Annotated in this window: 18 protein-coding genes; 8 read left to right on the top strand and 10 right to left on the bottom strand. The window is 69.2% G+C overall.

Features of this window, described 5'->3' with window-relative positions; translation table 11 throughout:
• Positions 1-283: 283 nt before the first annotated feature.
• The gene (locus M4D77_RS04670; protein ID WP_068970733.1) at positions 284-1,348 is read right to left on the bottom strand and encodes an LLM class F420-dependent oxidoreductase; all 1,065 of its coding nucleotides are present in this window, start codon (positions 1,346-1,348) and stop codon (positions 284-286) included.
• A gap of 143 nt (positions 1,349-1,491) precedes the next feature.
• Between M4D77_RS04670 and M4D77_RS04665 the strand changes: the two genes are divergently transcribed.
• From M4D77_RS04665 to menE, 4 genes are read left to right on the top strand one after another with little or no spacing between them, the layout of a single operon-like run.
• Complete coding sequence (locus M4D77_RS04665) at positions 1,492-2,787, top strand: inorganic phosphate transporter (RefSeq protein ID WP_259935642.1); 1,296 nt, start codon at positions 1,492-1,494, stop codon at positions 2,785-2,787.
• Between the two features lie 2 nt (positions 2,788-2,789).
• A complete protein-coding gene (locus M4D77_RS04660; protein ID WP_259935641.1) occupies positions 2,790-3,071 on the top strand; it encodes a hypothetical protein in 282 nt (93 codons plus the stop codon).
• A gap of 29 nt (positions 3,072-3,100) precedes the next feature.
• Positions 3,101-3,445 (top strand): DUF3349 domain-containing protein, encoded by a 345-nt coding sequence (locus M4D77_RS04655; RefSeq protein ID WP_259935640.1) that lies wholly within the window; start codon positions 3,101-3,103, stop codon positions 3,443-3,445.
• A gap of 38 nt (positions 3,446-3,483) precedes the next feature.
• Positions 3,484-4,608: an o-succinylbenzoate--CoA ligase gene (menE, locus tag M4D77_RS04650; protein WP_396266526.1), complete on the top strand. Its 1,125-nt coding sequence runs from the start codon at positions 3,484-3,486 to the stop codon at positions 4,606-4,608.
• A gap of 42 nt (positions 4,609-4,650) precedes the next feature.
• Here the strand turns inward: menE and M4D77_RS04645 are convergent, their stop codons facing one another.
• Entirely contained in the window at positions 4,651-5,526 is an 876-nt protein-coding gene (locus M4D77_RS04645; protein WP_259935650.1) for a type IV toxin-antitoxin system AbiEi family antitoxin domain-containing protein, read from the bottom strand.
• A gap of 146 nt (positions 5,527-5,672) precedes the next feature.
• On the opposite strand from M4D77_RS04645, the gene M4D77_RS04640 reads away from it, so the two are divergent.
• The gene (locus tag M4D77_RS04640) at positions 5,673-6,542 is read left to right on the top strand and encodes a 1,4-dihydroxy-2-naphthoate polyprenyltransferase (RefSeq protein ID WP_159370170.1); all 870 of its coding nucleotides are present in this window, start codon (positions 5,673-5,675) and stop codon (positions 6,540-6,542) included.
• A gap of 30 nt (positions 6,543-6,572) precedes the next feature.
• On the opposite strand, the gene M4D77_RS04635 is transcribed toward M4D77_RS04640, so the two are convergent.
• The 6 genes from M4D77_RS04635 to M4D77_RS04610 all read right to left on the bottom strand — a co-directional run bounded on the left by M4D77_RS04635 (position 6,573) and on the right by M4D77_RS04610 (position 12,604).
• Entirely contained in the window at positions 6,573-7,403 is an 831-nt protein-coding gene (locus M4D77_RS04635) for a Clp protease N-terminal domain-containing protein (RefSeq protein ID WP_259935639.1), read from the bottom strand.
• Complete coding sequence (locus tag M4D77_RS04630; RefSeq protein ID WP_065629224.1) at positions 7,396-7,677, bottom strand: hypothetical protein; 282 nt, start codon at positions 7,675-7,677, stop codon at positions 7,396-7,398. The genes M4D77_RS04635 and M4D77_RS04630 overlap by 8 nt, the downstream gene beginning before the upstream one ends.
• A gap of 92 nt (positions 7,678-7,769) precedes the next feature.
• Entirely contained in the window at positions 7,770-10,334 is a 2,565-nt protein-coding gene (locus tag M4D77_RS04625; protein ID WP_259935638.1) for an FtsX-like permease family protein, read from the bottom strand.
• Positions 10,334-11,035, bottom strand: coding sequence for an ABC transporter ATP-binding protein (locus tag M4D77_RS04620; RefSeq protein ID WP_165630906.1), 702 nt, complete (start codon positions 11,033-11,035; stop codon positions 10,334-10,336). The genes M4D77_RS04625 and M4D77_RS04620 overlap by 1 nt, the downstream gene beginning before the upstream one ends.
• Positions 11,036-11,080: 45 nt before the next feature.
• Entirely contained in the window at positions 11,081-12,214 is a 1,134-nt protein-coding gene (locus tag M4D77_RS04615; protein ID WP_137809713.1) for a PLP-dependent cysteine synthase family protein, read from the bottom strand.
• Positions 12,215-12,226: 12 nt separating this feature from the next.
• Complete coding sequence (locus M4D77_RS04610) at positions 12,227-12,604, bottom strand: DUF4229 domain-containing protein (protein WP_058252667.1); 378 nt, start codon at positions 12,602-12,604, stop codon at positions 12,227-12,229.
• Between the two features lie 190 nt (positions 12,605-12,794).
• Here M4D77_RS04610 and M4D77_RS04605 point away from each other — a divergent pair, with 190 nt between their 5' ends.
• From M4D77_RS04605 to M4D77_RS04595, 3 genes are all read left to right on the top strand, one after another.
• Positions 12,795-13,019, top strand: a complete 225-nt coding sequence (locus M4D77_RS04605) for a BldC family transcriptional regulator (RefSeq protein WP_058252666.1) — start codon at positions 12,795-12,797, stop codon at positions 13,017-13,019.
• Between the two features lie 136 nt (positions 13,020-13,155).
• Complete coding sequence (locus M4D77_RS04600; protein ID WP_058252665.1) at positions 13,156-13,374, top strand: hypothetical protein; 219 nt, start codon at positions 13,156-13,158, stop codon at positions 13,372-13,374.
• A 123-nt stretch (positions 13,375-13,497) separates the two neighbouring features.
• The gene (locus M4D77_RS04595; protein ID WP_058252664.1) at positions 13,498-13,974 is read left to right on the top strand and encodes a helix-turn-helix domain-containing protein; all 477 of its coding nucleotides are present in this window, start codon (positions 13,498-13,500) and stop codon (positions 13,972-13,974) included.
• 36 nt (positions 13,975-14,010) lie between these two features.
• Here the strand turns inward: M4D77_RS04595 and ccsB are convergent, their stop codons facing one another.
• Both ccsB and M4D77_RS04585 read right to left on the bottom strand, forming a co-directional pair.
• Positions 14,011-15,030: a c-type cytochrome biogenesis protein CcsB gene (gene ccsB / locus M4D77_RS04590; RefSeq protein WP_165630519.1), complete on the bottom strand. Its 1,020-nt coding sequence runs from the start codon at positions 15,028-15,030 to the stop codon at positions 14,011-14,013.
• Positions 15,031-15,050: 20 nt separating this feature from the next.
• Positions 15,051-16,808 (bottom strand): cytochrome c biogenesis protein ResB, encoded by a 1,758-nt coding sequence (locus M4D77_RS04585; protein ID WP_205333500.1) that lies wholly within the window; start codon positions 16,806-16,808, stop codon positions 15,051-15,053.
• Positions 16,809-16,810: the final 2 nt, after the last annotated feature.

Raw genomic sequence — 16,810 nt, 5'->3', positions numbered from 1 at the left:
CCGAGCGGATGACAAGAGCCTATGGGACGGGTTGTCGCCTCACAACTCGGGGGAACGCCGTTACTGACGCTCATCGATGTGAACGGAATGGTATTTCGCGCGACCTGCGACGGGATTCGGAAACACCGTGAATGCACACCCGAATTCACGGTCGGCAGAACATCGTCGAAGTGTAGTGAAATGTCTCGGAATTGCACCCGAGGTGCAAATGACCGAGAAAGGAAAACGACGGCCGTGCGTACACGGGCCGTCGTTTTCCGGACAACAATCGCCGATCGCGCGATCAGCCCCCGAAGATGTCGCGCAGGTGCTCGACCTCGGTGACGCGCTCGGCGTGGGTCGGCGCGGTGGGCGAGGCCAGGATGCACGTGACACCGGCCTCCCGGAACGCTGCGACCCGCTCGGCCACCTGGGCCTTGGAACCGATCAGCGACATCGACGTGACGAGGTCCTCGGGGACCGCGGCCGCGGCCTCCATCTTTTTGCCGTCGAGGTAGAGGTCCTGGATCAGCTTCGCCTCGTCGGTGTAGCCGTAGCGGATGGCGAGCTGGTTGTAGAAGTTCTTCCCGCGGGCGCCCATTCCGCCGATGTACAGGGCGGCATGATGGCGCACGAGCTGCTTGGCGTTGTCGATCTGCTCGGCGTCGTCGGAGATGCGTGCGGTGGCCTGGACGACGATGCCCAGATCCCCCAGCGACGGATCGCGCTTGGCCTTGCCCGCCGCGAGCGACTCGCCGAAGGCGGCGTCGATCTGCTCCGGGTGGAAGAGGATCGGCTGGAGCTCGTCGAACATCTCGGCGGCCAACTCGATGTTCTTCGGTCCGATGGCGGCCAGGAGCAGCGGGATGTTGTCGCGTACGGGGTGATTGATGATCTTCAGGGACTTGCCCAGTCCCGAGCCGCCGTGCTCCTCGTCGAGCGGCAACGTGTAGTGCTTGCCCTGGTAGTTCAGCTTCTCGCGGCGCCAGACCATCCGGCAGATCTCGGCGTGCTCGCGGGCGCGTCCCAGCGGGTAGTCGTACTTGACGCCGTGGAATCCCTCGATCACCTGCGGACCGGATGCGCCGATACCGAGCACCGCGCGACCGCCGCTGATGTAGTCGAGGCCGGCCGCGGTCATCGCCAGGTTGGTGGGCGTCCGCGAGTACATGGGCAGGATCGCGGTCTGCAGTTCCATCGTCTCGGTCTTGGCCGCGATGTACCCCAGCTGCGAGACGGCGTCGAAGCTGTAGGCCTCCGGAACCGCGATGCGCTGCACGCCCGCGGCTTCGAAGTCCGCGAGGTTGTTGATGGTCTCGCGGAAGTCACCCGCGTAGTTGATCGGCATGCCCAGCTTCATCGATGTCATGCCGACGGATTCTTCCACAGCGGCGACCGGTTTCCGAGGGTCTGTTGAACGTTCGATAGGTCCACCCCGGTCGGGGACCCCGCGCACCGGAACTGTGCCCGATGTTTAGGTAAATGAGGGCGGTAGGTCCCACAATCGTCACCATGAGCGGCGAGATGCTGATCCTGGTGCTGTTGGTGGTCACAGCCCTCGGCTTCGATTTCACCAACGGCTTCCACGACACCGGCAACGCGATGGCGACGTCGATCGCCACCGGCGCCCTGAAGCCGAAGGTCGCGGTCGGGCTGTCGGCGGTGCTCAACCTGGTCGGCGCCTTCCTGTCCGTGGAGGTCGCGGCGACCATCACCAAGGACGTGCTGAACATCCAGCAGACCTCGGGACCCGACGCCGGGGAGCTGGTGGCCGGATTGTCGGCGACGACGGCGCTGCTCATCATCTTCGCGGGCCTGATCGGCGGCATCCTGTGGAATCTCTTCACCTGGCTGTTCGGGCTGCCCTCGAGTTCGTCCCACGCCCTGTTCGGCGGGCTGATCGGTTCGGGCCTGGCCGCGATCGGTGTCAGCGGGATCAACTGGTCCGGGATCACCTCCAAGATCCTCATTCCCGCGCTGGCCGCACCGGTCATCGCCTGTCTGGTCGCGGCGTGCGGAACCTGGCTGGTCTTCGCGATCACCCGCCGGATCGCCGACCGGCAGAAGGAGGACGGCTTCCGCTACGGGCAGGTCGCCACCGCATCGTTGGTCTCGCTGGCCCACGGCACCGGAGACGCCCAGAAGACGATGGGTGTCATCGCGATGGCCCTCATCGCCACCGGACACCTCGAGGCGTCGAGCGTCAGCCACGGACTCCCCTTCTGGGTGGTGTTCAGCTGCGCCGCCGCCATCGCGATCGGCACCTACCTGGGCGGCTGGCGGATCATCCGCACCCTCGGCAAGGGACTCGTCGAGATCACCTCGCCGCAGGGCATGGCCGCCGAGGCGTCGTCGGCCGCCATCATCCTCACCTCGAGTGCCGCGGGCATGGCGCTCTCGACCACCCAGGTCGCGACCGGCTCCATCCTGGGTTCGGGGGTCGGCCGCAAAGGCGCCCAGGTCCGCTGGTCGGTCGCCGGCCGGATGGCCGTCGCCTGGGTGACGACCCTGCCCGCCGCCGGCGCGGTCGGTGCCGCCTGCTACTTCCTCGCGCACCTGTTCGGCGACGTCACCGGGGCCCTCATCATCTTCGCGATCCTGGTCGTCGCGTCGGGCTACATGTACTGGCGCGCGCAGGAGAACAAGGTCGACCACGAGAACGTCAACGACGCCTGGGAGGGCGAGGCCCTCGCGGGCGAGGAGTGGGAGGAAGCGGTCGCCACCGAGACGGACGACACGACCCTCCCGCTGCCGCCGGTCATCCCGGCCGAGATCATCGTCCAGCACGACCCGGAGAGGAGTGCGTGAGAATGGAGACGCTCGAGGCCATCGGCAAGGTCCTCATCGTCGGACTGGTACTGGGAGCGGGACTGCCCGCGCTGTTCGCAGTCGGGTTGCGTCTGCGGTCCCTCGCCGAGGGTTCCGTCGCCGCCGACGGAACGACCTCCGATCCGCATCCCGCGCTGAAGCCCGTGGCGTACCTCATCTTCGGCGTCGTCATCCTGGTGATCGTCGTCGGGATCCTCTGGATCACCCGGCAGACGATCTTCTACTACACCGGCGTCAAGATCTTCCCGTTCGGCTACAAGTGATCGTCCCCGCTTCTGATCGGAGACACCCCGTGGACCGCCCGACACTTCTGCAGAAGGTCGTGGAGTGGTTGCGCGCCGGCTACCCCGACGGCGTCCCGCACAACGACTACATACCGCTCGTGGCGCTGCTGCGCCGGCAGCTGACCGACGACGAGGTGAGCCAGGTGTCGGCGGAGCTGGCCCGCGAGTCCCCGCCGCCACCCGAACCGATATCGCGGATCGACGCGGCGGTGAAGATCACCCACTACACCCATGAACTGCCGCACGAGGACGACATCGCGTGGGTACGCGCACACCTCGTCGCCCGCGGATGGCCGTTCAGCGACGACCCCGACCCCGATGGGGGCCGTCCGGCGGACGGAGACCCGTCCTGAGGACCCTGCGAACCCTGCCGCTGCCGTCGACCGCCGCCGTGCTCGACCACGTCGACGACCTCCGGGCGATCCTCGACGGTTCCTCGGCCTTCCTGCCCGTGCCCGACGACGCCCGCGCCGCAGCCGAACTCGCCTCGGCGCTGCAGGTGGGCGCACCCATCGACGACCCCGTGTCCCTCGTCGTCTCGACGTCGGGGTCGACGGGCACCCCCAAGGGCGCGCAACACTCTCCCGGGAGCCTCGCCGCGTCGTCGCGGGCCACCGCCGATCATCTGGGCGGGCCGGGCAACTGGCTGCTGGCGCTGGCCCCGCACCACATCGCCGGCCTGCAGGTCCTGCTCCGGGCGCTGACCGCCGGGCAGACGCCCGTGGTCCTGAACATGCGGGCCGGTTTCGATCCCGAGGTCTACGCCCGCGCCGTACGCGACTTCGAGGGTCCGCGGCGATACACCTCGCTGGTGCCCACCCAGCTCGTCAAGGTTCTCGACCAGCCCGCCGCGACCGCCGCCTCGCGGGAGCTCGACGCCATCCTCGTCGGCGGTGCGGCCACCCCGAAACCGTTGTGGGACAGAGCGGTCGACGAAGGTCTCCCGGTCGTCGCGACATACGGGATGAGCGAGACCGCCGGAGGGTGCGTCTACGACGGGCGACCACTCGACGGCGTCGCGGTCCGCATCGCCGATCCGGCACCCGACGGGGTGGGGCGCGTACTGCTCGGCGGTCCGGTCGTCGCCTCCGGCTATCGCAATCTGCCCGACCATCCGGCCTTCGCCGAGCCGGGCTGGTTCCGCACCGACGACCTCGGCCGCGTCGACGACGCCGGACTGCTCTCGATCGTCGGCCGCGCCGACGAGGCCATCTCGACCGGCGGCCTGACCGTCGTACCGCAGGTCGTCGAGGCCGTGATCGCCGACGACCCGGCGGTCGCCGAATGCGTCGTCGTCGGACTCCCCGACGACCGGCTCGGCGAGGCGGTCACCGCATTCGTCGTCGTCCGTCCCGGAGAACGCCTCGACGTCAACCGCATTCGCGATTCGGTCACCGAGCGGCTCGACAAGTACGCGGCCCCCCGGCGGGTCGTCGAACTCGACGCCCTCCCCCTCCGCGGACCCGGCAAGTACGACCGTCGCGCGTTACGGGCCCGCTTCGGTGCGCAGATGTAGTGTGTCGTCGCGCCTGGCGCAACGATGTGCGACAACTGCAGTTCAGGCGGCGGTCGCAAGTGCCTGGGAGATCGACGTCGCGACGTACTCCGCTCGGTCGCGGAGGTCACCCCAGGTGTAGTTCAGCACCGTCCAACCCGCCGCGATGAGCGCATTGCGTCGGGTGCGGTCACGCTGAAACGTCTTCGCGTCACGGTGGAAGGCGAACCCGTCGATCTCCACCGCCACCATCCGGTCGAGGAAGGCGAAGTCGATCTCGTACCCACAGGTCGGATGGTTCGCCACCCACCCTTCGATACCCGCGGTCCGGAGGATCGTGACAGCGAGCCGCTCGGCGGCCGACCGCGCACCCGATTCCAGCAGTTGGACCATCGGACCCATGTCCGCCGCGCCGACGCACCGGCGCCGCCGCTCGTAGGCCTCGACGAGACGCTCGACCGTGGTGCGCCGCTGCTGCAGCGCAGCATCGATGACCTCGCCGCCGCCCTCTACCGCACCCTCCAAAACCGACAACGCGACCCCGGTGACCGGTAGCCCGTCCCGGGTCAGCACGTCGGCGTCGGCGAGAGCGCGGTTGAGAATCCGGACTCCCGTCACCGGATGACCGTGGCGGCCGCGAAGAGCGGTGACCGTGGGCAAGGCGGGTGGGGCTTCGACGATCCCATGCCACCATGCGGCAGCGAGTCCCGAGAGGACCCCGTGAGTGCCGACGGCCAGCGTCGCGGTCCGGATTCGCGTCCTGTCGGTCTCGGGGTGGTCGGCGAGCCGATAGACACGAGGATGCACCGATACCCACTCGCCGGCCCGCACCCGACGGTGCACCGCCGACCGGTTGATGCCGTGTCCGCGGGCATCGGCAACGGTGAACACGCCGTCCTGGTCGAGGGCGAACGCCCGAAAGTCCGGCGGAAGATGCATGACCTTCATACGCACCTGCGCCGCAACCGGTTCCATCGCTCGACGTCCCCCGCAGATGTAGTGTGTCGTCGCGCCAGGCGCCACGAAGTTCTACACCTGCCGGGCAGCCGCCGGCTCGCGCGCGCGGCCGTGACACGATGAACCCCGTGGCTACCCCCTCGCAGTGGATCCAGGGCGCTCGTCCGCGCACGCTCCCCAACGCGATCGCGCCGGTCGTGGTCGGTGTCGGCGCGGCGGCGCACTCCGGCGACGTCACGTGGTGGAAGTCCGTACTCGCGCTGGCGGTGGCCGTCGCGTTCATCATCGGCGTGAACTTCGCCAACGACTACTCCGACGGCGTGCGGGGGACCGACGACGACCGGGTCGGTCCGATGCGCCTGGTCGGGTCGGGCGCCGCCTCGCCGAAGGCCGTGAAGACCGCCGCGTTCCTGTGCTTCGGGATCGGCGCGGTCTGCGGGCTCGTCCTCGCCATCGCGACGGCGTGGTGGCTCGTGCTGGTCGGCGCGATCTGCATCGCCGGCGCCTGGTTCTACACCGGCGGCAAGCGCCCATACGGCTACGCCGGCTGGGGCGAGGTCGCGGTGTTCACCTTCTTCGGGCTCGTGGCCGTCCTCGGCACCCAGTTCGTCTCCGCCGGCCGCGTCGACTGGGTCGGACTGGCCGGCGCGATCGCGATCGGCGCGATCTCGAGCAGCGTGCTGGTCGTCAACAACCTCCGAGACATCCCCAGCGACACCGAATCCGGCAAGATCACCCTCGCCGTGCGCCTCGGTGACGCCCGGACCCGGATCCTGTTCGCCGTGCTTCTCCTGACTCCGCTCGCGATGAGCGTGGTCCTGGCGTTCGCGACCCCCTGGGCGCTGCTCGGACTGGTGACGTTCCCACTGCTGTGGCAGGCCTACGCCCCGGTCCGAACCGGGGCGGCCGGACCGGGACTGATCCCGTCGATCGGGACGACCGGCAAGGCGATGCTCGCCTGGGCGGTCGTCACGGCGGTCTCGCTCGCGCTCACCTGACGGACCTCGACGCCAGACCTGCGCCGACGATCAGACCTGCGCCTCGACGTCGGGCAGGCTCGCCACGACCGCGGCGCGGAGTTCGTCGGCCGTGGTGGCGGACTCGATCAACGCCCGCGACGCGTCGTCGGCGGTGTCGATGATCCCCAGCAACAGGTACTCCGCGCGGAGGCGGCGGTCACCCCGTTCCCGCGCGATCTCCATGGCCCGGCCGAACACCGTCCGGGTGTCGTCCGCGAAACGCGGACGGGCGCCCCGGCCCCGCGGTCCGCGCCGGCCGCGCCCCGGCTCCCAGGGCCCCTCGCCGCCGAACGGTCCGCCCGGTCCGAAACTTCCCGGCCCGAAACCCTCCGGCCCCAAACCACCCGGCCCGAAACCCTCTGGCCCGAGACCCTGTGGGCCGCAATCCGGCCGGGGTCCGCGACCGCGACCATGGTGCCGGTGCCCCCGACGCCCGTGACCACGTCCTCGAGGGCCGCGCTGGGCACGCTCGCCCCAGCCGTCGGACAGGTCCTCACCGAAGCGCCCGCGCACCGCGTCCCGGACCTTGTCGAGGTCGATCCCGATGCTGCGCAGGGCTTCTCGATCCTCCTCATAGCGTTCGCGAGCCGACTCGTCGTCGGCGGTCTCCGCGGCGTCGGACCGTTCCGCGTGCTCGTCGTGATACTTCCGAACCACCTCCCGGGCCGACGTCAGCGCTAGCCCCTGGTCGGCCAGCAGCGCGAACAACGGGCTGCGGGCGTTGCAGAGCATGCCCAGGATCAGGTGGTCGTTGCCGAGTTGCCGGTGACCCAGGTCGCCGGCCTCCTGCGTGGCGAAAGCCAGCAGCATCTTGTCATCGCGACTGATTCGCTCAAACATCTGTGTCTCCTTCTGGCCCACTCGCGCGGGCCTCACGTTGTGAGTGCTTCTGATGCACGGCCTGTCGGCTGATCTGCAGCACTTCTGCGATCGCCTGCCAGCTCCACCCGTGGGCACGGGCGTTGGCCACCTGCACGTCCTCGAGTCGGTCGGCCAGGGTGCGCAGGGCGCGTACCGCGGCCAGGCCCCTCGCCGGATCGCCGCTCGCGGCGTCTCCGGCCAGCTCGGCGCTCGGTGCGTCGGGTGCGGTGTCGGTGCTGTGGTCGTCGTGCATGATGTCAGGTTATGTTGACATCATGGTCGTGTCAAGAATAGTTGACGAGCGGGGCATGGCACACCTGGTTCGATCGCGCATCCGCGACCGGACTACTCGTTCTGGATCGACTCGCTGATGTTCATCCGCCCGGCCCGGACCGCGGGGACGAAGGCACCGATCAGGCAGAGAGCCACGGCGATGGTCACGAAGAGCAGGGCCGACGGCCGTGGCGAGTACAGCACCGTCAGGGACGTCGTGATGGTCAGGATCTGGTTGCTGAGCAGATGCATGGCGGCACCGAGGACGACGCCGAGGACCGACCCGACCAGGGCGACCGCTCCCGCCTCGGCGAGCACCGTCCGCGAGACGAACCGGCGGGAGGCCCCCATCGCCCGCAGGACGCCCAGCTCGCGGCGTCGTTCGAGGACCGACAGCAGCAGCGTGTTGAGCAGTGCGATCGCGGCCGCACCGGCGACGATCCACTGGATGGCGACCGCGAACGCGCCCGCCTGCTCGACAGTGGCCTGGGTGGCCGCGAGGGCCTCGGCACCGCTGTAGACACTGATGGGCTTGTTGCCCGTCGTCGGGACGCCGTCGACGAGCGCCTCGAGGTCCCGGCGGACCTGCTCCGGGTCGGCATCGGGCGAGGTGATCACCTGAAGGTAGGTGTCGCCGTAGCGGTCGAACCACTCCCCCAGCAACTCCTGCGACATGGCCGCCACACCGGAGTCGAGGGAGACGTAGTCGACGGTGTCACGCACGACCGTCTGCCGCGGACCGTTGGGGGTCGCGAGTTCCACCGTGTCGCCCGTGCCCACGCCCAATGCGCGGGCCAAGACGCTCGACATCAGGATGCCGTCGCCGGCGAGGACGCTCGCCACCGCTTCCGGCGACGCTTTGCGCATGAACGGTGCGCGCGAACCCGGCTCGAGCCCTTGCACATTTGCCTTGCTCTCGCCGATGTTGACCGCGGCCCACTGACCACCGACGACCTCGGTGACCCCAGGAACCGCCGCAACGCGTTCGGCCACCGAGGGCGGCAGGATCGGACCCAGGGGCAGGCTCGCGGCCGACGTCGACGACACGTAGAAGTCCGGATCCCCCAGTCCGTCGAGCGATTTCGACATCGACGAGACGAGGTTGTCCAGCGCTCCCGACGTCCCCATGCCGACCGCGATGGCCACCGCGACCGTCATCAGCGTCGCCCACGCGCGCCGCGGGGCGCGCTCGGTGTTCACCGAGGCGAGCTGTCCGGGGCCTCCGAACCAGCGCGCCACCCGAACCACCGCCCAGGCCAACGGTTTCGACAGCGCGAAGCACAGCAGCAGCGCGCCGACCAGATAGAAGACGCCGGCGACGATGGCCGGGCGGCCCGGCACGGTTGCCACGACCACCCACGACGCGATCAGGCCGGCGACCCCGAGCACCGCGGCGATCACCACCGCGGGACCACGCCGCGCGGCGGAGTCCGACACCTCGACCGGAGCCATCGCCTCCACCGGCGAGACCGCGAACACCGCCCGCGCGGCCAGCGTCGTCGCCGCGACACACGCGACCACGCAGGCGATCACCGCCGCCGCGGGCGCGTATCCGGGCAGGTGATAGTTGATGACGGTGCCGACGGAATCGGCCGGGGGTTCGGGCAGGCTGCTGATCACCGCCCGCCCGGCCAGGATTCCAAGGGGGATGCCGAGTACGCCGCCGACGAAACCCATCAGCGCGGCCTCGCCGAGCATGTCCCCGACGAGGTGAGACCGCTTGGCCCCCAACGCTCGGATCATCGCCAGCGACCTCCGCCGCGACGCCACCGCCATGTTCATCGTGTTGAACACCAGGAAGGCGGCGATCACCAGCGACACGAGCGAGACCAGCAGGGTCGCATCGCGGGTCACCGAACTCGCGACCTCGGCCTGCTTGGCGCGGAAGTCCGGATCGACCACCACCGCACGGCCGTCCACGATGCCCTGCAACTGCGAGCGCACGGCGGACAGATCGGCGCCGGGCTCGGTCACGATGAGGATCGAGTCGAGCCGGCCCTCGAGTCCGACGAGCCGCTGCGCGAGGTCGACGTAGGCGAAGAGAAAGCGGCCGTTGTTGAGACCGGCGGCCTGCTCGTTGCCGACGACCTCGAGGACCTCGACCTCGATCCCGTTGACGGTCAATCGGTCTCCGCGGTCGAGCCCGAGTCCCGGGCCGACGAACACGCCGGTGCGCAGTCGGTCCAGGTCGACGGTCCCCGGACCGGTCCCGGCCTGCCCCTGCTGCAGGGCGCCGCGCAGACTGCCCGAGAGCTGGGTGACGCGCTGATCGGAGCCGAGCAGCGGCACGGCCGAACCGTCGACGACGACCGACCCGCGGATCATCGGCACGACGGCCGCCGCCGCGTCGACGTCGCGACGGATCTCGCCGGCCAGCGACTCGTCGACGCCGGTGTCGGTGATACCGGCGACCTCGATGTCGGCGACCCCCGACACCGCGTTGTTGAAGTCCCGCACCGATTCCGACGCCGACCCGTAGGTGCCGAGCACCGCGATCAGCAACGCCGACGACACGACCACCACCGCCAGCGAGGTGAGCAGGCGCAGCCGGTGGGTACGGATCTCGCGCAGATTCAGCAGGCGGATGCGGGTGAGACCGGCGGCTAGGGCGGCGGCCCGAGAACCCCGTCCCGCCACTAGGCGATCTTCCCGTCGCGGACCGTGATGGTGGTATCGGCGACCGCGGCGGCCTTCGGGTCGTGGGTCACCATCACCACCAGCCGGTCGGGGGTGTCGTGCGCGACCTCGAAGAGCAGTTCGAGTACCGCCTCACCCGTCTTGGAGTCCAGGTTGCCGGTCGGTTCGTCGGCGAGCAGGATCGTCGGGTCCATGATGAGCGAGCGGGCGATCGCGACGCGCTGCATCTGGCCGCCGGACAGCTCCGAGGGCCGATGGTCGATTCGATCGCCGAGTCCGACCCGCCGGAGCAGGTCCACGGCACGGGGTTTCGCCTTGCGGAGCGACTGGTTGTCGAGCAGTCGCGGCAGCGCGACGTTCTCCCACGCCGACATCGTCGGCACGAGGTTGAAGAACTGGAAGATGAACCCGACGCGGTTGCGCCGGAACTCGGAGGCGGCGGTGTCGTCGAGTGCCCCGAGGTCGACGCCGTCGATGCTGATCCGGCCCGACGTCGGGGTGTCGAGAGCTCCGAGTACGTGCAGCAGGGTGCTCTTGCCCGCTCCCGACGGGCCGACCACCGAGACGAACTGACCGCCGTCGATGGACAGGTTCAGACCGTCGAGGGCGCGAACCCGTTCCTCGCCCATCTGGTACTCGCGCACCAGATCGACTGCTTCCACCAGGGCACTTCCGGTGCCGGGCGTCCGCCCGGGTTCCATCGACACTCCCGGATCGTAACCCACCCGCGGCGGCCGGCCCGGCTCTCAGGTAGTCCAGCGACCGGTGGCGAGGAACTGGTCGAGCACCGTCTCGGCGGGGCCGAGGTCGAACGAACCGGCGGCGAGCCAGTCGTCGTCGAAGTAGGTCGTCGCGTACCGATCCCCGGAGTCACACAGCAGGGTGACGATGCTGCCGGGCGTGCGCGCGGCGACCATCTCGGCGACGAGCGAGAAGGCCCCCCACATGTTGGTGCCGGTGGAGCCACCGACCCGACGACCGAGGAGGTCGCTCACGCGGCGGGCGGTCGCGATCGACGCCGCATCGGGCACCCCGATCATGCGGTCGATGACCTGCGAGATGAACGACGGCTCGACCCGCGGCCGGCCGATGCCTTCGATGCGCGAACCGGTCTGGGCGGTCAGCGTGCCGTCCGCCGACGCGTAGGCCGGCAGGAACACCGAGTTCTCCGGGTCGACGACGGCCAGCCAGGTGTCGTGGCGCCGGTAGCGCACATACCGTCCGAGGGTCGCCGACGTACCACCGGTACCCGCCCCCACGACGATCCAGGTGGGGATCGGATGCTCTTCCTCGGCCAGTTGGGCGAAGATCGACTCGGCGATGTTGTTGTTGCCGCGCCAGTCGGTCGCACGCTCGGCCATCGTGAACTGGTCGATGAAGTGGCCGCCGAGTTCGGCCTCGAGACGCAGCGCCTCGGCATAGACCTCGCCGGGGTGGTCGACGAAATGGCACCGCCCGCCGTGGCGTTCGATGAGTGCCGTCTTCGCGGGCGAGGTGCTCCGCGTCATCACCGCGATGAACGGGACCCCGATCAGTTCGGCGAAGTAGGCCTCGCTGACCGCCGTCGACCCCGACGACGCCTCGATCACCGGCGTGCCCTCGACGACCCACCCGTTGCACAGCGCATAGAGGAACAGTGAACGCGCGAGCCGGTGCTTCAGCGACCCCGTCGGATGGGTCGACTCGTCCTTGACATAGAGGTCCACGCCGACCTCGCGGCTCGTGTCGCCGTCGGCGACGGTCCAGCGCGACCATGCGGGCAGCGCGACGCGGAGGAGATGGGTGTCGGCACTGCGCCGGCCGTCGGCCTCGATGAGGCGGACGGCGTTCTGGGTCCAGGCCCGATCAGCGCGACGGTCGACGACTCGCGTGGGTTCCACGGGTCGCCGAACTCACTTCTCGCCGCGGAGCCGAGCCTGCAGGTCGTCGTGCTTGGAACGGCGACCGGCCTCCAGTGCCGCGATCTCGCTGTTGACCTTCAGACGCAGGGTCTTGAAGAGGACCATGCCGAGCGGGAGCGCGATCAGCACCCCGAACACCGCCGCCACGAGGAACGGCACCTCGACGCCGACCAGGTTGCCGCCGACCATGATGATCACCACGACCGCGGTGACGAGCAGCAGACGCGCGAACGTGTACGCGAACAGGGCGAACGCCAGGGTCATCGGGCGTCCACCCGCCTGCGGCGTGGCGTCGCCGGCCGTGGTTTCGCGGGTGGCCGCGTCGGGCGTGGCCTTCTTGCCGGGGGTGGGGTCGGGCGTTTCACTCACCCCCTCAGCGTACTGGGCGGTCTCGGCGCTCCCGCAGGTCGCGGGCCTTTGCATGCTCTTTACCTCCCACTGACGGTTCGAGTACCTGGGCGATTTGCGTGTATTCATAAGGAACTCGTCCACCACCGTGCAGAGCCGCTTCGCCATCTCGGCGCACCGACCGAGCACTCCAACACGCACAGGGGGAATCATGACCAGCATCGAGACCGCACCGCCCACGACCTACATCACCCCGGGACTGGCCAGCCAGCACACGTTGACCCCCGGCCAGGTCGCCGCGATGTTCAACGTGAATCCCAAGACGGTCGCCCGCTGGGCGAGCTCCGGCATCCTCGGCTCGATCCGCACCCCGGGCGGCCACCGACGCTTCCGCGAGGAGGACGTCGTCGCCTTGCTCAACCGCCGCGCCCACTGACCCGACGGCCCTGTAGTTCTCCCGACGACCCGACGCCCGGCCGGACCTCATCCGATCGGTGGAGAAGTGCGGGTCAGGTCGGCTTTCGCCCTGACCTCTCAGGCGTCTCACGTACGCTGGTCGTCGGGAGGTTGTCATGATCTATCTGTTCGCCGTTCTGGGTCTGCTGGCCATCGGTTTCCTCATGTGGCGCGCCTTCGGACCCCACTCCGACGAGTCCGGCGACACCCCTTCGCCCGGCCCGCGTCGATCCCGTCCCCGCGGCCCGCTCGGCCCCGACGACGACCCCGATTTCCTGCGCGACCTGGACAATCGCACCCGCGGCACCAACGGCACCGACGGTGATGAGATCTGAGGCGTGACGCGCGGCCGAAAAGCTGAGACCAGGTTCAGAACGTCTCTGCGGAACATACCCGTGGGTAGGGTATTGTCCACTTCACCATCGACTCCCCGATGGCCGGACCGAGAGAAGGCGCCGTTGAACCCGGGACGATCTCCGCGAGGGGCGTCGACCGATGACGACCTGAGCTTCGCCGAGAAGATCGGATACCTCTTCGAACACAGCCGTGACGAGAACGGCATCCGATATACCGGCAAGAAGATCGCCGAGAAGGCCAACCGTCTCGGCTACTCGCTGTCCGACGCGTACATCTCCCAGCTACGCACCGGCAAGGCCCGCACGCCGTCGTTCCGCACCGTCGAGGCCATCGCTCGCGCCTTCGACGTCAGCGTCACCTATTTCCTGTCCAACCCCGACGAAGACCTCGAACGCGTTCGGCAGCAACAGAATTACGTCGAGATGCTCCAGGTCACCGGGAGCCACCTGTCCGGCATCGACATGGGTTCGCTGTGCCCGGACACCATCGACGCACTCATCGACCTGCTCAAACTGGTCAAAGCCCAGGCGATCGCCAAGCGGGCGGAGGAGAACTCCCCGAGCGAGGCGTCCGGCTGACGGTTTCCGCCGGCGGGCCTCACGACCGGGCGGTACTCACAGACCGGCGTAGGAGTGCAGCCCCGAGACGACCAGGTTGATGATGAACAGGTTGAACAGCATCGCCACGAATCCGGCGACGTTGATCCAGGCCGCGGCATTGCTGCGCCAGCCCGCCGTCGCGCGTGCGTGCAGATAGGCCGCGTAGATCACCCAGGCGATGAAGGACACCGTCTCCTTGGGGTCCCAGCCCCAGAATCGGCCCCAGGCCGCCTCGGCCCAGATGGCACCGCAGATCACCCCGAGGCCGAACAGCGGGAAGCCGATCACGACGCACTTGTAGGCCAGGCGGTCGAGTTGCTCGACGGACGGCAGATGTTCGACGACCCGACGGACTGCGCCGCCCAGACCCGGACGGGTCGCGGTTGTGGCGGAGTCGTCGGACGAGGTCGGAGCCCACCGCATCTTGATCAGGTAGAGGATGCTAGCCACACCGGACACCAGCAGGATGCCCGAGGACACCGAGATGATCGAGACGTGCACGGCGAGCCAGTAGGACTTCAGGGCCGGGACGACGGGTGCGGCCTGGGTGTAGAGCCAGCGACCGGCGATGAACATCAGCAGGATGACGGGCAACAGCACGAACGAGAGCAGCGGGCGGTGCTCGCGCTTGCGCAGGATGATCAGGGCGGCGAGCACGCCCGCGGCACACGTCATCGAGATGAACTCGTACATGTTGCCCCAGGGCGCACGGTCGGTCGCGATGCCGCGGAGCACGATCGAACCGATGTGCGCGGCGAGGCCGACGACGACGACCGGGAGCGCCATGTTGCCGAGCTTCTCGCCCAGGGTCCGGCGCGACGACTCGTCGACCCGCCCGGGCACCCGCGTGTCGGTTCCGTTCGCCCCGGCGTTGACCAGCTGCTTCTGCTCGAGGCGTCGGCCGCGGACCGCGGCGAGGGCGCCCAGGAACAAGATGACCGCGACGACGTAGACCGTCATGGCCGTGCCGTAGAGCAGGTCCGAGTACCGCGCGAGGGTCTCGTCGATCGGCATCGCCGGAGCGTCGGTGTTCATGTGCTTCCTTTCGCCGGCCGCTAGAGCCGCCGGGTCGTCCGCCGCGAGGCAGGTCCGTCGGCGTCGTCGGCCACCAGCTCGGCCGCCTGCTCGTCGAAGCCCTCACCCCAACCGGCCTGATCGGTACGCGCCAGCCCGGCGATTTCTACTACAGTACGTCGTTGCCCAGTGTCCGGGCCATCGGTGTCCGGGCCATCGGTGTCCTGGCCATCGCCGTCGGCATGAGCGCTCGCAGCCGGCACCGGGACCAGGCGGGCCCAGATGCGGCGGCGGCGGATCAGCAGCGACACCAGCAGACCGCCGAGCATGACGATCGAGCTCACCAGCACCCAGATCTGGGCGGGGTCGTGCGAGACCTGGACCGACACCCACCGCTCGTAGCCGTCGAAGGTCACCGTCGTGCCGTCGGCGAGGGTGTGGCTCTGGCCGACCGCGAGGTTGACCTGCGCCTGACGTTGGAGGCGGCCCTGTTCGACGAGGTCCTGATCGAGCGAGTAGACGTTCTGCGGTCTGCCGGTGTCCAGACCGGTGTCGCCCTTGAAGATCCGGATCGCGACGAAGGGGTCGTCGGGGGTCGGCGACGACGACGTCAGCAGCGAGCCGTGGAACGACGCGGTGGGCGCGAACAGGCCCTCCAGCGCGATCTGGTTCTTCCGGCGGTCGTCGGCGTCGGGGTACAGACCCGCCGGGGTGTCGAAACGGGCCGCGCCCGAGGAGAGCATCGTCTGGAGCTCGTCCGGCACGAACGGGGTGGTCTGCGTGCGCTTCTCCCCGTTGGGGAAGGTCACCGTGAACGTCGGCGCGAAACCGTTGCCGAGGACGTAGACCCGGTCGCCCGCGACGCGAAGCGGTTCGTTGACGCGCACCGACGCGGTGTCCCAGCCGGCGGGATCGCCGAGGTTGCCCACGCTGCCGTCACTGCCCGCGGCGTACCGGATGGTGGCGTCGTACATGTCGGGCTGACCGCTGGGCAGGAAGGTCGCCGAGAAGTCGTCGACGCGGAAGCAGAACGGCGACAGGTCGGTGCCGTCGACCAGGTTGCCGGCGCGGAACGAGTCGTAGACCGCGGTCGAGGTGTTGCACAGTCCCTGTTCGCCGTCGGCGACGAGGCTGCGGGTGCCCTCGTAGCCGTACATCTTGCCCAGCGCGATCGACACCAGCAGCGCCAGCAGCGCGAAGTGGAACACCAGGTTGCCGAACTCGCGCAGGTAGCCCTTCTCCGCCGAGACCTCGACGCACCCGTCCGGATACGCCTTGCTCGGCTCGCGGACCACGACCTCGCGACGCCACCCGCGCAACCGGCCGTCGATCCGTCGGGCGACCGTCTCCGGATCCCCGTCGACGGTGTGGGTCACGTGCCGCGGCAAGCGCGACAGGTTGCGCGGTGCGGCAACGGGTTTCGCGCGCAGGCTGTGGAAGTGCTCGACCATGCGCGGCGTCAGGCAGCCGACGAGGGAGATGAAGAGCAGGACGTAGATCGCGGTGAACCAGGCGCTGGAGAAGACGTCGAAGAGCTGCAGGCGGTCCATCCACACGCCGAGCTGACCGCGGGCGGCGATGTACTCCAGGGTCTTCTGCTCGTTGAGCTCGCGCTGCGGGAGCAGGGCACCCGGGATCGCGGCGAGGGCGAGCAGGAACAGCAGGATCAGCGCGGTCCGCATCGAGGTCAGCGAACGCCACAGGTTGCGCAGCGGCCACAGCACCCGGCGGCGGGCCCAGTGGGGCTTCGGGGCCGGCTCGGGGGTGTCCACCTGCGGGCGGTCGGTCACATCGGTCATCA

The sequence above is a fragment of the Gordonia sp. p3-SID1431 genome (assembly GCF_025143765.1).
GTDB classification, from domain to species: domain Bacteria; phylum Actinomycetota; class Actinomycetes; order Mycobacteriales; family Mycobacteriaceae; genus Gordonia; species Gordonia hongkongensis.
Note: the sequence above shows the minus strand (reverse complement) of the source record. Positions and strands in the feature narration are given on the sequence as shown.

Coding starts and splice junctions, on each gene's coding strand:
- M4D77_RS04670 (WP_068970733.1), bottom strand. CDS start 1,348: ATGACATCGATGAAGCTGGGCATGCCGATCAACTACGCGGGTGACTTC.
- M4D77_RS04665 (WP_259935642.1), top strand. CDS start 1,492: ATGAGCGGCGAGATGCTGATCCTGGTGCTGTTGGTGGTCACAGCCCTC.
- M4D77_RS04660 (WP_259935641.1), top strand. CDS start 2,790: ATGGAGACGCTCGAGGCCATCGGCAAGGTCCTCATCGTCGGACTGGTA.
- M4D77_RS04645 (WP_259935650.1), bottom strand. CDS start 5,526: ATGCATCTTCCGCCGGACTTTCGGGCGTTCGCCCTCGACCAGGACGGC.
- M4D77_RS04635 (WP_259935639.1), bottom strand. CDS start 7,403: ATGTTTGAGCGAATCAGTCGCGATGACAAGATGCTGCTGGCTTTCGCC.
- M4D77_RS04630 (WP_065629224.1), bottom strand. CDS start 7,677: ATGCACGACGACCACAGCACCGACACCGCACCCGACGCACCGAGCGCC.
- M4D77_RS04620 (WP_165630906.1), bottom strand. CDS start 11,035: ATGGAACCCGGGCGGACGCCCGGCACCGGAAGTGCCCTGGTGGAAGCA.
- M4D77_RS04605 (WP_058252666.1), top strand. CDS start 12,795: ATGACCAGCATCGAGACCGCACCGCCCACGACCTACATCACCCCGGGA.
- M4D77_RS04600 (WP_058252665.1), top strand. CDS start 13,156: ATGATCTATCTGTTCGCCGTTCTGGGTCTGCTGGCCATCGGTTTCCTC.
- ccsB (WP_165630519.1), bottom strand. CDS start 15,030: ATGAACACCGACGCTCCGGCGATGCCGATCGACGAGACCCTCGCGCGG.
- M4D77_RS04585 (WP_205333500.1), bottom strand. CDS start 16,808: ATGACCGATGTGACCGACCGCCCGCAGGTGGACACCCCCGAGCCGGCC.